The sequence below is a fragment of the Caulobacter sp. BE264 genome (genome assembly GCF_031457805.1).
Classification (GTDB): Bacteria; Pseudomonadota; Alphaproteobacteria; order Caulobacterales; family Caulobacteraceae; genus Caulobacter.
Genome location: NZ_JAVDXI010000003.1, coordinates 51,813 through 69,787 on the forward strand (window position 1 = coordinate 51,813; position 17,975 = coordinate 69,787).

Here is a 17,975-nt window from a genome sequence, read left to right on the forward strand (position 1 = left end):
CGCCGGAAACGTCCAGACCCCTCACTGACTCGCCCCCTCCGGGCCCGCGGCCCTCCTCCCCCAGAGGGGGAAGAAGGCCGATAGGCCGTCACGCATCATTGCCCCGGCGCGATGGTCGCGCGCGCGGCGTCCGAGCGGGCCACGACCGCCGGGCGGTACATGTCCTTGGCCACCGCGCCGGGCAGGAAGAACGAGCCCGGCGTCACCGCCCGCGCCACATAGGACAGGGCGAAGGGCTTGTTCCCCTCCAGGTCCAGGGCCGCGATGAAGCGGTCGTCGCGGCTCTCCTGCACGTCGGCGGCGGTCAGCTCGCCCAGGAACTTGAAGGGACCGTTCTGGGCGTCGTCGGCGCCCAGGGTGGTCTCGATCTCGAAGCCGGCCGGCAGGGCGTCGTCGACGACCAGGGCCACCGAGCGTTCCTGCAGCGAGCGGCCCGAGACCAGCACGATGATCCGGTCGCCCTGGCGGATGCTCGCCGGGTCGATCGCCGCGCCGCCCATCGACAGTAGGCGCTTGCCTACCGAAAGGCCGCTGGCGGTGGCCGGCGGGGCGGCGACCGGCGTGCCGCGCACGCTGACCGTCCGCCACAGCACGCCCTTGCCGGTGTTGACGAAGCGGGCGTCGGTGAGCTTACCCACCGCCCAGCGGGGCGCCCCCCCGGCGGGCGGCAGCGGATTGGCCCCGGTCGCCTGGATCGAGATCGGACCCGAGGCCTTGATCAGGGCGTTGGCCGCGTGCAGCAGCGCCGCCTGCTCCTGGGTGTTGAGGGCGTCGGGATCCTTGACCGAGTTCTCGAGGCGCCCCTGCATCTGGCGCGCCACGTCCATCATGCCGGACTCGGCGGCCAAGGCGGTCAGCACGGCGGTGTCGCGCAGGGTCGACTGGTACCAGTCCAGCTCGTCGCGATAGCCCAGAGACTTCACCGCCTGGCGCATGGCCGAGCGGGCGCGGGCGTTGTCGCCCATGCGGGCCAGACCCGCGGCGACATAGGCCTTGGCGATCGGCTGGTCCTCGTCCTTCATCTGCACGTCGTGCCACCAGCGCAGGCGGGCCAGATCCCCCTTGCCGGCCTTGGCCATCACATACAGGGCGTAGGCGCTGGCGCGGCGGCGCATCCGTTCGGTGGCCTTCTTGGAGGCGTCCTCGTTGCTGGCCCACCAGCCCGGATACTCCATGCGGTAGGCGACCGAGGCCCAGCCGTCGGGGCGGCTGACCTGGCGCATGGCGCTGACGGCCTTGTCGATGGCCGCGTCCGGCACCGCCACGCCTTGAGCCTTCGCCTCCAGCAGGAAGTCGACGACATAGGCGCCCAGCCACGGATCAGCCTCGCCGTCGCCCACGCGCCAGAGACCGAAGGCCCCGTCCAGGGTCTGACGGTCCAGCAGCTTGCCCACCGCCCCCGCGAGCGCGGCCGGCGTGCGCTTGAGCTTGGGGTCATTGGAGAAGGTCTGGGCGTAAAGTAGCGGGTAGGCCGTCGAGACCAGCTGCTCGGTGCAGCCGTAAGGATAGCGCTGCAGCGCCACGGCGATCGCCGACGGGTCAAAGCCCCGGATCGGCGAATAGCTGACCTGCATCGTCACATCGCCCGCCGCCAGGCCCGCCAGCAGCGGGTAAGAGGGCGTGAAGGCCTCGCCCGGCTTCTGCGGCTCGGTAGTGGTGCGCACGATGTCGCCCCAGCCCAGACGGGTCTGGATCGGGTAGTCCTTCTGGGTCGCAAAGCCCGGGCCCGCGACCTTGAAGCCGATCTTGCCCACGCCCGTGACATCCGGCGCCAGGAACGGGATCTTCTCGGCGACGCGCTGACCCAGCACCAGCTGGAACACCTTCTTGAAGGCGACCTTCAGCCCGCCCACCGAGAAGGCCTCGGCGGTGTAGGCGCCCGGCCTGCCCTCGACATTGTGCAGCTCCAGCGTGGCGTAGGCCTGGTCGCCCGGCGCCAGGAAGCGCGGCAGGTTGAGGTCCGCCACCACCGGCTGGCGCACGGTCAGCGGCTTGGAGGCCGAGCCGACGGCGGCGTCGGTCCAGGCCACGGCCTGGATGCGCAGTTCGCCGTTGAAGTCGGCGGCCGGCAGTTTGACCACCGCCTTGCCGTCGAAGCCGGTCTCCACGACGCCCGACCACAGGGCCACGGTCTTGATCGGGGTGGTCGTCAGGCCCTCGCCGCCGATCTCGTCGCCGCCGAAATTGACATTGGCCGGCGCGCCCATGTTCGGGTCGAGCAGACGCCCGTAGTCGTCACGGTAGTTGAGGGTCAGGGCCCGCTTGCCGAAGTACCACTTTACCGGATCCGGGCTTTCCTGGTGGGTCAGGCGCAGGATGCCCTCGTCGACCGCCGCGATGGTGATGCGCGCCTTCTGGCCTAGGCCCATGCCCGACACCTTCACCGGGATCTCGACCGGCGCCTTGGAGTCGATCTTGGTCGGCGTCCCCAGGTCCACGGTCAGCTTGCGGCCCTTGGGGTCGATCGGGACATAGACGAGACCCAGCGCCCGACGCGGCTTGGGCGAAGCCACCGGATCGCGCGGCTGGATCACGCTGACCATCACATAGGCTCCGCCGCCCCAGGCGGCCGAGGTCTTCAGGCGCACGGTCGTCCCGTTCTCCCCGACGCTGACGGTCTTCAGGTCAATCAGGCGATCGGTGGCGACCGCGATCTGGGCCTCACCCGCATAGGGCGGCTTCAGGGTGATCTCGACCGTGTCGCCCTGCGCGTAGGCCTTGGTCCCGGCGGTGACGCGGACGACATCCGGCGCCTCGCCCTCGCGGGCCGGCGCGCCCCAGCCCGCCGAGAAGCGGGTGACGCTGCGCGCGCCGTCGGCGCCCTCGACCTCGAGGCGATAGTCGCCCCAGCCCAGGCGGCGGGTGATTTTGGCCGGCTGGCCCGCGCCGATATTGACCTGCGCCTTGGCCACGATGGCGTCGCGGCTGCTGCGCCGCCATTGCCAGCGGCCGTTCTGCTGGAACCAGTCATAGTCCCAGCGCTCAGCCACCAGGGTGTAGGTCGCGGTGGCGCCGATGCGCTGGCCGGCGGCGTTGACCGCAATCAGGTCCAGGCTGACAGGCGGATCGCCCTGGCCCGCCTCGCCCTGCTCGACCTTGACGCCGTAATAGACGGCCTTGGGTCGGATTTTCAGGTCCAGCCCCTCGCGGACCGGGCGACCGCCCGGTTCGAAGACGGACGCAGTGACCGAGGCCACCAGCGGCTGGGCGGTGTCGCCGACATCCCCGGTTCCCACAGACAGGATCGCGCGGCCTTCGCCGTCGGTCACCGTCGCGCCGAGGTCGAGATACTTCTCCTCGAACGGCTTGCCCTGGTCGCCCCATTCAAAGCCCTTGAAGGCCGGGAACGGATCGGTGTCGGCGCGCAGGCGCGCCTCGCCCTGGGTCTGCAGGCCCGCGCCTGGCGCGCCATAGAGGAAGCGAGCCGAAACGTCGACCTTGCGCGTGTCGCCCAGGGCCAGCGGCACGGACTCCTGGCCCGTCGCGGTGACGGCCAGGCGCTGCGGCGCGAAGTCTTCGACCGAGAAGCTCAGCGAGCCCGTCGCCTCCTCGATCCCTTCGATACGCAGCTCGGCCATCCAGCGCCCGCGCGGCGCCGAGCGCGGCAGGGCGATGTCGGCCAGGGCCACGCCGGCATTGGCCTGGCTGAACGGATAGCGGCGGAACTCGACGCCCGAGGGCCGCTTGACGATGATCTCGCCCTTGCGGTCGTTGACGGCCTTGGCCATCCGGTCACGGATCATCGCGGTTAGATGGACCGTCTCGCCCGGACGATAGATGCCCCGGTCGGCGTAGAGGTAGCCGTCGATATCGGCGGCCACGCTGCGACCATCGACCCCGCCCTCGGTGCGACCGCCCACGCCCTGCTTGGACAGGTCCACGGGCGAGCGGTCCAGATCCAGCACCGCCAGATCGCCTTGCGCGCCATAGGCCATGACCATCTTGGCCCGCTCGGCGCCCTGGCCCTTCAGCAGTGGGCGCAGGAACCGCACGCGGCCGTCGGCGTCGCTCTGGGCCTCGGCCAGCGACTCGCCGTCGGCGGCCACCAGGGTCACGCGCACGCCGGACATCGTCTTGGCGCTCTTCAGCGAGCGGACCACGACGTCCAGGCTCTCGGAGCCGTCATAGGCCAGCATGGCCATGTCGGTGAACACGATCCAGCGCCGGGCCTGGGCCGGATTGTTGTCGCCGTCCTCGGGATCGCGGCCGCCCGAGGCGTCGCGCGCCTTGATGACGAAGGCGCCGGCCTTCATGTCCTTCAGCACCGCGCCCAGCGGGAAGACGGTGGTCGCCTTCTGGCCGGTCGCGCCGCCGGTGACCTGCACCGTCCCTTTCCAGACCTGGCGGCCGTCGTCGCCGACGGAATCCTCTCCGTAGTCGCCGGCCCAGTCGCCTTCTCCCGTGGGTTCCGGCGCGCTGATCGATTTGCGAACGAGGTTGCGGTCCGGCACGCGCCAGACCTCGATCGCCAGGGTCTGGACGTTGATCGTCTCGATGGCGACGCCGTCGGACTCCTCGCGCGGCAGGATCACGCCGTCGCCGGCGAAGCCGACATAGGGTGGCTTTTCACCAAACGTGAAGTCGACGTCGGCATTGGCGCCCAGGGTCTCGCCGCCCTTGGCGGGCAGGCCCTTGAGCAGGGTGATGCGATGGTCGGTGAAGCCGATCCCGCCCAGGCACAGCTCGTCGCCCTTCACCCGGACCGAGGGCTGGCGGCCGATGTCGGGCGACACCAGCACGAAGTCGGCATAGGCCTTGGACGGATCCAGATCCCGGCTCATGCGGATGCAGGCCAGCGGATCGGGACCGCTGCTGTCGACGCGCGTCTGCCAGACGGCGAAGCCTTCGGGCTTGGGAACGCCGCGACGCGGCGCGTTGGCCGAGCGCGGCTTGCCGAACAGCGACCAGGCCTCGCCCTTGACCGACTCCGCGCCGGCCGGCTTGCCGCCGCCGAAGAAATGTCCGCCCTTGCCGACCGCGAAGCCGCCGCCGAAGCCGACCACCAGCGCCCCGGCCAGGGCCAGGGCGACAGGGCCTTTCAGGGAGTCGGGCCAACGCTGGGAGATCGCTTCGCGCGCACCGTTCCAGCGAGCCTGTAGCGCCGCGCGGAAGTCGCGGCCACCTTCCGGCGGCGTCTCGTCCGTCGACATCGTCATTCCCCTTCGGCTTAGCCCCTCGGGGACTTGAGCCTAAGCGGCGACGGGGGTCAACGGCGCCAGGATGACGATGTTACGCGTCGAAGGCCACGAGGCCACTGGCCAGATCGTAGCAGGCTGAGACCACCTTCAAGCGCCCCTCCCCCAGCTTCTCGGCCAACACGCCGTCGGCCACCTTCAGCCGGCCGGCGACGTCGCGGACGTTCTGGCGGATGGCGGCGTCTTGCAGATCAGCCGGATGCTTGGCCTCGGCCGCCGTGACGGCCGGCAGGATCGGCAGAACCATCTCGTGCAGCGCGCCGTGCAGGTGGGCCGACTTGGTGGCGACATCGACGGCCGCGCCGACCGCGCCGCACTTGGTGTGGCCCAGAACCACGATCAGCGGCGCGCCAAGATGCTCGACGGCGTAGATGATCGATCCCAGGCCTTCGCGGCTGACGGTGGAGCCGGCGACGCGGACCACGAACAGCTCGCCGAGATTGCAGTTGAAGACCAGTTCGGGCGGCACGCGGCTGTCGGAGCAGCCGACGATGATCGCGAACGGTTTCTGGCCCTTCGATAGCTCGTTGATCCGCGTCAGGCTGGGCAGCATCAGGTTGGCCCCGCCGCGCGCGAAGATGCCGTTGCCGTGCTTGAGGCGGCCCAGGGCTTCGTCAGGCGAAACTTCCTGCGGCGGCGCATGGGTTTCCGGCGCGTGGGCCGGATCGGCCTCCAGCGGCTTGACGCTGGCCATCGCCTTGTCGAGCGCGGCCTTGTCCCCGGCCTGATGCTTGAGGGCGCTGGCGGTGCGCCGGCCCTTCTTGGTCAGCACGCTCGGCGCATGTCCGTCGCCCTCGGCGAAGGCCAGAGCCGGCGCGGCCATGCCAGCCAGCGCCCCCAGGAGCAGCCGTCTCGAAACCATCTCGTCCCCCGACGCGGTTAGAAGTCCGCGGGACGATAGGCGACGACGGCTCAAGACAAGGTTAACCGATCGCTACAGCGGCAATTCGACACGTTTGACCACGGTCCGCATCGCGATGCTGGAGCTGACCCGCACCACGCCGGGGATCCGCGTCAGTTCCTGAGCGTGGACGCGCTCCAGGTCATCCACGTCGCGGACGACCAGCCGCAGCAGATAGTCCGAGCCGCCGGTCATCAGATAGCACTCGGCCACTTCGCGGACGCTGGCGATGGCCTTCTCGAACGCGCTGAGCGCGCTCTCGGCCTGGGACGACAGGGTCACCGTCACAAACACGCTGAGCGGCAGGCCCACGGCGCGCTCATCGATCACGGCCGCGTAGCGGCTGATGACGCCCTGCTCCTCGAGAGCCCGCACGCGACGCAGGCAGGCCGACTCCGACAGACTGACCGCCTCGCCCAGCTCGACATAGCTGGCGCGCCCCCGCCTTTGCAGGGCGGTGAGGAGTTTCCGGTCGAAACCATCCAGTTCTACGGCGGCTTTCTTCATGTATGGACCATAGCACGCAGGATTCCTGCATCAAGATGTCCGCAGGGATCGAAATTACCAAGAAAGTTGCGAAGAAAGAGGCGCATGATCGCAGCCAAGGCGCTTTTGGAGGAAGCATCATGCGCGTTGGCGTCCCTTCCGAGATCAAACCGGGCGAACACCGGGTCGGACTTACCCCCACGGCCGTCCGTGAATATGTCGGCCACGGCCATACCGTCATCGTCCAGTCGGGCGCGGGCCTCGGCGCCGGCTATGCCGACGACGTCTACGTCAAGGCTGGCGCGAGCATCGTCGCCGACGCCGCTGCAGTCTTCGCCGGCGCGGACATGATCGTGAAGGTCAAGGAGCCGCAGAAGGTCGAGTGGGAAAAGCTAGAGCCGCGCCATATCCTCTTCACCTACCTGCACCTGGCTCCCGATCCGGCCCAGACCGAGGGCCTGCTCAAGAGCGGCTGCGCGGCGATCGCCTATGAAACCGTGACCGACGCCAAGGGCGGCCTGCCGCTGCTGGCCCCGATGTCGGAAGTCGCCGGCCGTATCGCCGTCTTCTCGGCGGCCGAAACCCTGCTCAAGCACAATGGCGGCATGGGCCTGCTGCTGAGCGGCGTGCCCGGCGTGCCACCGGCGCGCGTGGCCGTGTTGGGCGGCGGCGTGGTCGGCAGCAACGCCGCGCGCATGGCCGCAGGGCTCGGCGCCGAGGTGGTGGTGCTCGAGCGCTCGATCCCGCGCATGCGCGAACTGGACGACCTCTATCAGGGCCGTATCCTGACCCGCTACTCGACCTTCGGGGCCGTGGAAGAAGAGATCCTCAAGGCCGACGTGGTCATCGGCGCGGTGCTGACCGCCGGCGCGGCCGCGCCCAAGCTGGTGCGCCGTGAGCACCTCAAGCAGATGAAGCCGGGCTCGGTGCTGGTCGACGTCTCGATCGACCAGGGCGGCTGCTTCGAAACCAGCAAGCCGACCACCCACGCCGAACCGACCTACACCGTCGACGGCGTCGTCCACTACTGCGTGGCCAATATGCCGGGCGCGGCGCCGCGCACGTCGTCGGAAGCCCTCGGCAACGCGACCCTGCCGTTCGGTCTGGCTTTGGCCGACAAGGGCCTGGACGCGCTGAAGACCAACGTCCACCTGGCCCGCGGCCTGAACGTGCTGAAGGGCGAACTGACCCATCCGGCCGTGGCCGAGGCGCTCGGCAAGACCTCGGTCGATCCCTACGGCGCCTGGAAGTAAGGGCGTCCGCTCACCGGACAGAAGAAGGGCGCCGCGCGGGTCTCGCACGGCGCCCTTTTTAGTTTTTGGGAGAGGAACTGACGCGTACTGAAATCAGGCGGCGAAGCGGGCGATGTCCTGACGGTTTTCGACCAGGTCGAGAACGTCGCCCATGCGGAAATCCGGATCGCTGGGATAAAGCGCGTCGTAGACCGAGCGCGCGAAGGCGAGGTCGGCGGCCGTCTTGACCCGCCAGTCCAGCCGCGAGCAGTCGCGCGCGGCGCGCAGGTGGGCCTGGCTCCAGCGCTCCGGCTGGGACCGAATGGCGGCGGTGGGTGAAATGCGCGCGGTCGGATCGCGTTCTTCGGCGGCGGCCTGACGCAGGGCGCGCGCCTTGATGACCTCGACCTCAAGCCCTGCCGGATAGGTGCGGTGGACGCGGTTGGAGGTGTAGTCCGCGCCGCTGGCCAGGGCCATGCGCACCGCGTCGTCGACCACGCCCGGATCCATGAACGGCGCGTCGCCCTTCAGGCGAACCACATGGCTGACAGCGCTGATCGCGTCGGCGCAGCGCGCGATGCGGGCCAGGATGTCGGCGCCGGCGCCCCGATGCACGGTGTAGCCGCGCGAGACCAGGAAACCCGCCAAGGCGTCGTCGGCCGTATCCTGGCTGGTGGCGACAATGATCTTCGAAAGGCAACGCGCGCTCCGGAGACGCTCGAGTTGCCGGACGATCATCGGCTCGCCCTGCAGCGTGGCCATCGACTTGCCGGGCAGGCGGGACGAGCCCATGCGGGCTTGCAGGACGGCGAGGATCATGACGCGTCTCCGTGGCTTGAAACCACCCTAGGCGATAAGAATAAAACCTCGATGAATCAGAAACTTACGCAAGATTAACAGGCACGCTTAACGCGTGCTGAACAACGCGTCGACAAGGCGCGCGCCGTCCTATTGGCCTATTGTCGGAGATGATTCCGGACGGGTGTTAGGCGACCCAACGTCGCGGGTCGAGCGCCACCGGATCGTCGATGGCCATGTCGTCCCAGTCGAGATCCGGCGGCGGGCTCGAAGCGGCGGCCACCACCGCCGAGAGCTCGGCGGCCGAGTTGACGCCGACCAGCACGGCCGAGCCTTCCGGACGCGACAAGGCAAAGCCAAGCGCGGCCTGCAACGGGTCCGAGCGACCCTCGGCGATCATCCGGCGCACGCGCGACAGGCGGCCCGACGCGCCCTTGAGCTGGGCGGGCACACGATCGGGCGGCAGGAACAGCAGGCCGTTCAGGAAAATCGAGCGCAGATGGACCTCGACGCCCATGCCGGCGATGCGCTGCAGCGAGCCATCGGCCAGCAGGCGCTGATCGAGCAGCGACGCCGGGGCTTGCAGGATGTCTGGCTTGAAGCGCTTGGCCACGCCGACCGGATCGTCGGACGCATGGGCCGAGACGCCGATCTTGGCGAACAGCCCCTGGTCCTTCAGGCGCTGCAGGCGTTCCCACAGGGCCGCGCCATGCGGGCCGAAGAGCTCGGCGGGCGAGTGGACCACGATGGCTTCGGCGCGTTCGACGCCGATTCGACGCAGGGCGGCGCGCGCTTCGGCCTCGACATAATCCGGGCCGCGATCGGCGCGGGCGGTCGAGATCGTCACGCGGAAGGGAACGGGGCGTGGAATGAGGTCGCCCAGCACGGTTTCGGCGCGCGCGAACAGGCCCGAAGCGTCCAGCACCGACAGCTTGGCCCGCGCGGCGATATTCAGGATGTCGCGAGCTTCGGCTTCAGGCGAGCGACCGCGCGGCGCGGACGAACTCCCGCCGTCGAGGCCGAATTGAGCGGCCGCCAGACCCAGTTTTGAGACCGAAATGGACATCGCCATCCGTGCGCGAAACTCACCAACAGATGGGGAGGCTACGCGCCAAGGTTTGAACATCCGGTTTCTGGAACCTTGACGAGGGGTTAAAGTCGCGCCGATGAGCTTCGATGTAAAAGACCCCGCCTGGCCGATGTACGGCCTGGTCGATGACGCCCGCCCGGCCTTGGCCCAGGCGCTGTCGAGAGGCCCCGCAACCCTGGCGACCATCGTCGCCCTGGGCGGCGGCGGTCCCCGTCCTGTGGGCGCGCAGATGGTGTTCGGCGACGGACTCATCTCGGGTTTCCTGTCCGGCGGCTGCATCGAGGCTGATGTTGAGCTTCATGCCCGCGCCTGCCTGGAAGACGGCGTTGCGCGGCGGCTGGTCTATGGCGAGGGCAGTCCCTGGCCAGACATCCGTCTTCTGTGCGGCGCCCGCATCGAAATCCTGGTCGAGCGAATCGCTCCCGATGACCTGGCGGCCCGAACGCTGCTGGACCTCGCCGCCGCGCGCCTGCCCGCCTTCTGGGTCAGCGACGGCGCGCGCCGAATCTGCGCCGAGGAGCCGCAAGTCCCGTGGCCTGGCGCATTCGAGCGCGCCTACGATCCCGTTCCCCGCCTGGTGGTAATCGGCGGCGATCCGACCGCGCTGGCCATCGCCGGCCTCGCGGCGCAGTCGGGCCATGAGACCTTCCTGCTGCGCCCCAAGGGCCCGGCCGCGCCGCCGCCTCTGCCGGGGGTCGCCTATCGCCGTGAACCGCTGGAAGAGGCGCTGACAGCCATAGGACTGGACGCCTGGACGGCGGTCGCGGTGTGCGGCCACGACCCGGAGCACGATCACACAGCCCTCATGACGGCCCTGCCCTCCCCCGCGCCCTATGTCGGTCTGCTGGGCGCGCGGAGACGCCTGCCCGAGCGCCTCGCGCGGCTGAAGGCGGCGGGGCTGAGCGAGCGGGACCTGGCCAAGTTGCGCGCCCCGATCGGCCTAGACCTGGGCGGCAAGGCCCCGTTCGAGGTGGCCGTCGCGGTGATCGGCGAGGTGATGGCCGCCCGCCACGGCCAGCCGGCGCTGGCGCGGCGGTCGGTGGAGGCTTGAGGAACCGCCCCCTTCCTTCGACAAGCTCAGGATGAGGGCTAATGATCGGTCGGGGCGTTGAGAAGCCTCACCCTGAGCCTGTCGAAGGGCGAGGCTTCGGTCCCACGACTATTGCGGAACGGTCTCCGCCGCGAACGCCGCCAGGTCCTCGATCAGGGCGTTGGCCGCCATGCTCACGAGTTCGCCGCCCTTCTCGGGCGTCGCCTGAGCGGGATCGGAGCCCATGCGACCGTCGGCGTAGCGGGCGCGGAAGTCCAGCGCTTCGCGGATCGGACCGGTCGGCGCGATCTGGGGCGAATAGGACGCGGTCTTGATCGTCTCTGGGTAGGCCCACTGGGTCACCGCGATCTCGGACGGGGTGGCGTGGCTGCCGTGCCCCGTCGGGAATTGCCGGTTGGCCAGGGCGTTGACGCCGGCCAAGTCCCACCAGTTCTTCAGCTTCAGGGCGAACGGCGCGCGCTGCTGGCGGAAACTGTAGTCGGCGTAGATTTCCGAGAAGGCGGCCTCGATCGAGGCGACATTGCCGCCGTGGCCGTTCAGGAAATAGATCCGCGTAAAGCCATGCGCCGACAGCGACCGCACCCAGTCGCCGATCGCCGCGATAAACGTCGACGGGCGCAGGAAGATGGTGCCCGGAAAGGCCAGGTGATGCTGGGCCATGCCGATGTTGAAGGTCGGGGCGACCAGCACCTTGTCGTCAGCGCGCTTGCTGGCCTCGTGGGCGATGATCTCCGGACACAGCCAGTCGGTGCCCAGCAGGCCCGTCGGTCCGTGCTGCTCGTTGGAGCCGATCGGCACCACCACCGTCTGGCTGGTCTTCAGGCGCGTTTCGATCTCGGGCCAGGTGGATAGGGCGAGCAGCATGAAAAACTCCGGACAAGGGCGACGCCTTAGCTTTACGCCGCCTGCACAAGGTCGTCATCTTGCCCAGATCAGAAAGCCGATTGGTCTTCTTGCGCCGAGGAAGGCGCATCGCCTATGCCAGCGGCCAACAAGATAAGGGAGTGCGGTGGTGAGCGACGGACAGGTTTTCCCGGTTCCTGAGGAGCTGGCGCAAGACGCCCATATCGACGCCACCGCCTATGAGGCGGCGCTGGCCTGCGTCGAGGCCGATCCGGAAGGCTACTGGCGCGACCTCGCCGCCCGCCTCGACTGGATCAAGGCGCCCACCAAGATCAAGGACGTCTCCTACGCCAAGGAGGACTTCCGTATCCGCTGGTACGAGGACGGCGTTCTCAACGTCTCGGCCAACTGCATCGACCGCCACCTGCCGGCCAAGACAGATGACGTGGCCCTGGTGTTCGAGGGCGACGAGCCTGGAACCTCCAGCACGCTGACCTATGGCCAGCTGCACGAGGAGGTTTGCCGCATGGCCAACGTCCTCAAGGCGCAGGGCGTCACCAAGGGCGACCGCGTCACCATCTATCTGCCGATGGTTCCCCTGGCGGCCGTCGCCATGCTGGCCTGCGCCCGTATCGGCGCGGTGCACTCGGTCGTGTTCGGCGGCTTCTCGCCCGAGAGCATCGCCGGCCGGATCCAGGACTGCGCCTCGCACTTCGTGATCACCGCCGACGAGGGCCGCCGCGGCGGCCGTCGCGTGCCGCTGAAGGCCAATATCGACGAGGCGCTGAAGCACTGTCCGTGGGTGGGCAAGGTGCTGATGATCCGCTGGACCGGCGCGGACGTGCCCCTGAAGTCGGGCCGCGACATCGTCTGGCAGGACGTGCGCGACACCGTCTCGGCCGACTGCCCGCCTGAGCCGATGAACGCCGAGGACCCGCTGTTCATCCTCTACACCTCGGGCTCGACGGGTAAGCCCAAGGGCGTGCTGCACACCACCGGCGGCTATCTGGCCTGGGCCTCTTGGACCTTCTGGGCGGTGTTCGACTACAAGCCGGGCGAGGTCTTCTGGTGCACGGCCGACGTGGGCTGGGTCACGGGTCACAGCTACGTCGTCTACGGCCCGCTGGCCAATGGCGGGACCAGCCTGATCTTCGAAGGCGTGCCGAACTATCCGACCCCCAGCCGCTTCTGGGAGGTGATCGACAAGCACAAGGTCGAGATCTTCTACACCGCTCCCACGGCCCTGCGCGCCCTGATGCGCGAGGGCGACGACCATGTCACCAAGAACGACCTGTCGTCCCTGCGTATCCTTGGCAGCGTCGGCGAGCCGATCAATCCTGAGGCCTGGCTCTGGTACCACCGCGTGGTCGGCAAGGGGAAACTGCCGATCGTCGACACCTGGTGGCAGACCGAGACCGGCGGCATGCTGATCACGCCGCTGCCCGGCGCCACCGCCCTGAAGCCGGGCTCGGCCTCCAAACCCTTGCCGGGCGTCAAGCCGCAGCTGGTGGACGCCGAGGGTCAGGTCCTGGACGGCGCCACCGAAGGCAACCTTGTGATCACCGACAGCTGGCCGGGCCAGATGCGGACCGTCTATGGCGATCACCAGCGATTCTTCGAGACCTATTTCTCGACCTATCCCGGCAAGTACTTCACCGGCGACGGCTGCCGCCGCGACGCGGACGGCTACTACTGGATCACCGGCCGGGTCGACGACGTGATCAACGTCTCGGGCCACCGCCTGGGCACGGCCGAGATCGAGAGCGCCCTCGTGGCCCACGAGACCGTCGCCGAGGCGGCCGTTGTTGGCTATCCGCACGACATCAAGGGCCAGGGCGTCTACGCCTATGTGACGCTCAAGGCGGGGATCGAGGCCACGGACGCGCTGCGCAAGGACCTGATCCTGTGGGTCCGGCACGAGATCGGTCCGTTCGCCGCGCCCGACGTCCTGCAATGGGCCCCGGGCCTGCCCAAAACCCGGTCGGGCAAGATCATGCGCCGCATCCTGCGCAAGATCGCCGAGAACGAGCTGGGCAGCCTCGGCGACACCTCGACTCTGGCCGATCCGTCGGTCGTCGACGATCTGGTCAAGAACCGCGCGGGGGCCTGACGAAAGTCACATCGGCGCGTTAGCTTCGGCGCATGCGCCGTTTCGCTCCGCTCGCCTTGTTGCTGCTCACGATCGCCGCGCCCGCGCGCGGGGCCTCCGAATGGGCCGTCAAGAACGACGGCGTTCAGGTCGAGGCGCACGCCGACGACCGGGGGCGAGGCGCGGTCCGGGCCAGCATCGAGATCGCTGCGCCGCCGTCGGTGGTGTACCGCGTCATCCTGGACTGCGATCGCGCCGCGCGGATGAGCCCCGGGGTCAAGCGCTGCAAGGTGATCGCCCGCGAGCCCGACGGATCGGAGATCCGCGAACACACGGTCAAGTGGGGCTTCTTTCTACCGGCGATGCAGTCACGGGCGCGTCTGGCGCTCCGGCCTGACCGGGAAATCCGCTTCACCTGCATCGACGGCGACATTCGCGCCTGTGACGGTTTCTGGCGTCTGGAGCCTCTGGATGGCGGCGCGCGCACGCGGGTCACTTACGACCTGTGGGCCACGGCCCCCTTCGCCGTGCCCGCGGGCCTTGTCTCCGGCCTGATGCGCCGGACGGTCCCCCAATCCTTGGCGGCGCTCCGGCGGGAGTGCGAGGGCGGATGACCGACACTGACGCGCCCCCTGACGCCCTGATGCTGTTCGACGGCGTCTGCCATCTGTGTGACGGCGTGGTCAGGACGGTGATGCGGCTCGATCGTCACGGCGTCATTCGCTTCACGCCGATACAGTCGCCCTTCGGCCGGCGGCTGGCGACACGTCATGGCCTGGACCCCGATGCGCCGGAAAGCTTCCTGTTCCTGGATCGCGGCCGACCGCTGCGCAAGACAGCCGCCTTGGCCGCGCTGCTGCGCCGCCTTCCCGCTCCGTGGCGCTGGTTCGCCTCAGTCGAGCGCCTGCCGCGCGGCGTGACCGATCGGGCGTATGACTTTGTCGCCGCCCACCGCTACCGGATCTTCGGCAAGGACGACCAGTGCCAGATCCCGACGCCAGAGCTCCGTGGGCGCTTCCTGCTGGACTAGAGCATTTCACGACCTGACTGCGTCAGGCAGTGAGCTCTAATATTTTGTTTTTACGCATTTTTCTTCACGCGAACCGGAACCACTTCGCTCGAAAAATGCTCTAGAACAGGGCCGCGACGCTCTCGGCGCTGTAGGGCTTTTGCAGGACGGGAATCTCCCGGAAACGGTCCGGGAACGCGGCGCTGTCGCCGAAGCCCGTGCCGAACGCGAAAGGCGCCCCCGCCGCCAGCAGGGCGTCAGCGACCGGGAAACTGGTCTCCGCGCCGAGATTGACGTCCAGGATCGCGAACGGCGGCGGACCGTCGGCCAGGGCCTCGAGCGCCTGGGCGACGCTGGAGACCACGTTGATGTCCTTGACGCCCAGCCGGGCCAGCATGTCCTCAAGGTCCAGGGCGATGATCATGTTGTCTTCGAGCACCAGCATACGCTCAGGCGCGCGGACAGGTGCGTCGGACCGGCGTGGCTGGCTGACCACCGCCGCCATGCCCTCGCTGGTCACATAGCGTCCCGGGATGCGGATCCGCGCCCGGAAGCCTTCCGGACGGTAGTCGAGCGCGACCTCGCCGCTGAGGTCGTGAGGGATCGAATGTTCGATGATGGTCGAGCCAAAGCCGCGTCGCGTGGGCGGCTTGACCCGCGGGCCATCGTGCTCGCGCCAGTCAATGATCAGATCGCCCTTCGCATCCCGCGTCCAGTCGATGGTGACCGAGCCGCGCTGGTCGCACAGCGCGCCGTACTTGGCGGAATTGGTCATCAGCTCGTGGATGACCAGCGACAGGATGGAGAACGCCTCGGGCGCCAGGGCGGTCGGCGCGCCCGTGAGACGAACGCGCTGGGCCTTCGACGACAAATACGCTTCGGCCTCGGCGATGATCAGGTCGCTCAGCGCCCCTGGCCCCCACTGGTGGCGCGTGATCTGGTCGTGAGCGCGAGCCAACGCCTGAACGCGACCGCCCACGACCTCCGCGAACTCCTCGACGCTGCCGACGCCGGCTTGACTCTGGCTGATCAGCCCGCGGATCAGCCCTAGGATATTGCGGACCCGATGGTTCAGTTCAGCGATCAGGAGCTCCTGGCGCTGATTGGCGCGCTGGCGTTCGGCGTCGGCCAGATCGGTCAGACGGAAGACGATTTCAAGCAGGCTGGCCCGCATGCTCTCGGCCAGCGAGCGCTCGACCGTCGTCCAGGGGCGGCTCTGGCCCCGCACGGTCTCCTCCCACGCCTCGAAGCTCTTGCGAGGCGTCAACCGATCGCCCAGCGGCCCGACGGTGGCCAGCTTTTCCGGCTTGCCACCCCAGACCAGGGTCTTGGCCTCCTCCTTGCGGAAGAAGATCAGGTAGTCCCGCGGGGCCCGGGACAACGGCACAGCCATCATCCCCGCCGCCTTCTCCGACCAGTCGGCCGCCGCCGGCAGGAGCGCGCTGATGTCGTGGGTGGCGAAGACGGCGTGGGTGTCCTTTTCGCGGAGCAGGCGGATCAGGGTGTGCACGTCGCTGGCGCTGGGCGTGGCGTCGCGCAAGGTCAGCCGTCCGTCCAGCCACAGCGCCATGCCATCGCAGTGCACCAGTCGGCACAGGTCATCCAGGAATGGGATCAGGCTGTCGGCGCCGGGTTGGGCGCCGACGACAGCGGTCATCATGCGGTCGTGCAGGGCGCGCGCCTCGGCCATCCGCCGCGTCTCGGCCTCACGCTCACGGCTCTCCAGCGTCAGCGAGAACAGCTGCCCGAACAGCTCCGCCGCCGTGCGGCGTTCGTAGCTGACATGCTTGGGCGCGTAGTGGTGACAGGCGAACAGGCCCCACAGCTTGCCGTCCCGCAGGATTGAGATCGACAGCGAGGCGGCCACCCCCATGTTGCGCAGATACTCGATATGGATCGGCGAGACCGCGCGCAGCATGCTCATCGACAGGTCCACCGGCTCGCCGGTCGCGCTGACGGGCGGGAGGATCGGCGAGACCTCCGCGTCGATGTCGACGATGATCCGCAGCCAGTTGCGTTCGTAGAGCGCGCGCGCCTGCGCCGGAATGTCCGAGGCCGGATAGCGCTGCCCCAGGAACGAGCCGATGCCGGGCCGCACCGACTCGGCGATCACCTCGCCCGCGCCGTCATGGGCGAAGCGATAGACCATCACACGGTCGAACTCGGTCAGCGCCCGCACCTGCCGGGCGGCCTCGTGGCAGAATTCCTCGAAGGTCGGGCGGGCGCTGATGCGCGTCGTCATCGAGCGCACGGCGGAAGCCGCCTCGATCAGGATTTCCGGATGGCTGGGCTCGGCCTCGATGACCAGGAGGCGACCGGAATAATGCAGCGCCAGATCGAAGTCCTCGCCGCCGTCGACCAGAGGCTGGCCGAACATACGCTCGACCGCATCGGCGCCGCGCATGATCTGCAGCCGGCCTCGGATATTGTGGATGGCGTGACCGCTCATGACCTGGGTCAGCGGCCTGCCCAGAAGGTCTTCGGCCGACACGCCCAGATAACGCAGCGTCGAGGTTGACGCATGCGCCACCACCCAGTCGGAATTCACCGCCAGCAGGAACCCGAAAGGCTGAACCGACCCGAGAATGTGGATCGGCTCGCGGTCGCAGTTGGTGAGATTGACGTCAAACCCGGACATGGGCGCAGCCTCGGGCATTCGGGCCTCCAGTCGGCGGGGCGAGGCTCTCGAACGCGTCCGAGAAACATCGAAACCCATATCGCGCACCGGCTTCGACGGCGTCTGTCCGCAAGTCGACTTTGGAGAGACCTTCAAGCCACATCAGGAAGGCGCGCCAGAGGTTCTGCTCGGCGCCATGCGTGAGATAGGCGACCGGCGCCCCGACATCGGCCTCGCGCACCTGTCGCGACAGCACCCGGCCGCCCAGGCGCGAGCCCTCCAACACATAGAGGACGCCCACGCCAAAATCGCGGGAGGGGATCACCGCCTCGGGGCCGTTCGATCCGGTCAGGCCAAGGTCACGCAGATCGCATGCCAGGGCCCGACGTCGGGCGTGCAGACGCCACGACGGCAGCCATTCGTCAACGCCCGCGCGTTCCAGCGCCAGTTCGAGGGGCGCCACGGCTTGGGCGGACGCGATCAAGAAGGCGCCATAGCCGGCCCGCGTTTCCAGGTGCGCTCGCGTGACGACCGCGTCCAGCGCGGCGTGCTCCCGAAGCGTCGCGACCTTCAGGCGGTCGCGTAGCAGATAGTCCGACAAGTTTCCCCCCGTGGCCCGTCAGCCCAAGGGGTCATGGGGACGAGTGGACCTACTCTAACTCAG

Annotated in this window: 13 protein-coding genes; 5 read left to right on the top strand and 8 right to left on the bottom strand. The window is 68.7% G+C overall.

Annotated elements, in window-relative coordinates; translation table 11 throughout:
* Positions 1-95 precede the first annotated feature (95 nt).
* The 3 genes from J2X45_RS08445 to J2X45_RS08455 all read right to left on the bottom strand — a co-directional run bounded on the left by J2X45_RS08445 (position 96) and on the right by J2X45_RS08455 (position 6,603).
* The gene (locus tag J2X45_RS08445) at positions 96-5,156 is read right to left on the bottom strand and encodes an alpha-2-macroglobulin (protein ID WP_310213726.1); all 5,061 of its coding nucleotides are present in this window, start codon (positions 5,154-5,156) and stop codon (positions 96-98) included.
* Between the two features lie 73 nt (positions 5,157-5,229).
* The gene (locus J2X45_RS08450; RefSeq protein ID WP_310213727.1) at positions 5,230-6,057 is read right to left on the bottom strand and encodes a carbonic anhydrase; all 828 of its coding nucleotides are present in this window, start codon (positions 6,055-6,057) and stop codon (positions 5,230-5,232) included.
* Between the two features lie 72 nt (positions 6,058-6,129).
* The gene (locus J2X45_RS08455; protein WP_310213728.1) at positions 6,130-6,603 is read right to left on the bottom strand and encodes an Lrp/AsnC family transcriptional regulator; all 474 of its coding nucleotides are present in this window, start codon (positions 6,601-6,603) and stop codon (positions 6,130-6,132) included.
* A gap of 119 nt (positions 6,604-6,722) precedes the next feature.
* Between J2X45_RS08455 and ald the strand changes: the two genes are divergently transcribed.
* Positions 6,723-7,835, top strand: a complete 1,113-nt coding sequence (gene ald / locus J2X45_RS08460; protein ID WP_310213729.1) for an alanine dehydrogenase — start codon at positions 6,723-6,725, stop codon at positions 7,833-7,835.
* A 93-nt stretch (positions 7,836-7,928) separates the two neighbouring features.
* Here the strand turns inward: ald and J2X45_RS08465 are convergent, their stop codons facing one another.
* Positions 7,929-8,633 (bottom strand): cytidylyltransferase domain-containing protein, encoded by a 705-nt coding sequence (locus J2X45_RS08465; RefSeq protein ID WP_310213730.1) that lies wholly within the window; start codon positions 8,631-8,633, stop codon positions 7,929-7,931.
* A 166-nt stretch (positions 8,634-8,799) separates the two neighbouring features.
* Positions 8,800-9,678 (bottom strand): bifunctional regulator KidO, encoded by an 879-nt coding sequence (locus tag J2X45_RS08470; protein WP_310214392.1) that lies wholly within the window; start codon positions 9,676-9,678, stop codon positions 8,800-8,802.
* Between the two features lie 100 nt (positions 9,679-9,778).
* Between J2X45_RS08470 and J2X45_RS08475 the strand changes: the two genes are divergently transcribed.
* Complete coding sequence (locus J2X45_RS08475) at positions 9,779-10,753, top strand: XdhC family protein (RefSeq protein ID WP_310213732.1); 975 nt, start codon at positions 9,779-9,781, stop codon at positions 10,751-10,753.
* A gap of 108 nt (positions 10,754-10,861) precedes the next feature.
* On the opposite strand, the gene J2X45_RS08480 is transcribed toward J2X45_RS08475, so the two are convergent.
* The gene (locus J2X45_RS08480; RefSeq protein ID WP_310213734.1) at positions 10,862-11,617 is read right to left on the bottom strand and encodes a creatininase family protein; all 756 of its coding nucleotides are present in this window, start codon (positions 11,615-11,617) and stop codon (positions 10,862-10,864) included.
* 145 nt (positions 11,618-11,762) lie between these two features.
* Between J2X45_RS08480 and acs the strand changes: the two genes are divergently transcribed.
* The 3 genes from acs to J2X45_RS08495 are packed head-to-tail and all read left to right on the top strand — an operon-like array spanning position 11,763 to position 14,715.
* Positions 11,763-13,706 carry an acetate--CoA ligase gene (gene acs, locus J2X45_RS08485; protein ID WP_310213735.1) on the top strand — a complete coding sequence of 648 codons (1,944 nt, stop codon included), beginning with the start codon at positions 11,763-11,765 and terminating at the stop codon, positions 13,704-13,706.
* Between the two features lie 32 nt (positions 13,707-13,738).
* Positions 13,739-14,299: an SRPBCC family protein gene (locus J2X45_RS08490; protein ID WP_310213737.1), complete on the top strand. Its 561-nt coding sequence runs from the start codon at positions 13,739-13,741 to the stop codon at positions 14,297-14,299.
* The gene (locus J2X45_RS08495; protein ID WP_310213739.1) at positions 14,284-14,715 is read left to right on the top strand and encodes a DCC1-like thiol-disulfide oxidoreductase family protein; all 432 of its coding nucleotides are present in this window, start codon (positions 14,284-14,286) and stop codon (positions 14,713-14,715) included. The genes J2X45_RS08490 and J2X45_RS08495 overlap by 16 nt, the downstream gene beginning before the upstream one ends.
* Positions 14,716-14,815: 100 nt before the next feature.
* On the opposite strand, the gene J2X45_RS08500 is transcribed toward J2X45_RS08495, so the two are convergent.
* Both J2X45_RS08500 and J2X45_RS08505 read right to left on the bottom strand, forming a co-directional pair.
* Positions 14,816-17,350, bottom strand: coding sequence for an HWE histidine kinase domain-containing protein (locus J2X45_RS08500; RefSeq protein ID WP_310213740.1), 2,535 nt, complete (start codon positions 17,348-17,350; stop codon positions 14,816-14,818).
* Positions 17,319-17,912 (bottom strand): biliverdin-producing heme oxygenase, encoded by a 594-nt coding sequence (locus J2X45_RS08505; protein WP_310213742.1) that lies wholly within the window; start codon positions 17,910-17,912, stop codon positions 17,319-17,321. Before J2X45_RS08505 ends, J2X45_RS08500 begins: the two co-directional genes overlap by 32 nt.
* Positions 17,913-17,975: the final 63 nt, after the last annotated feature.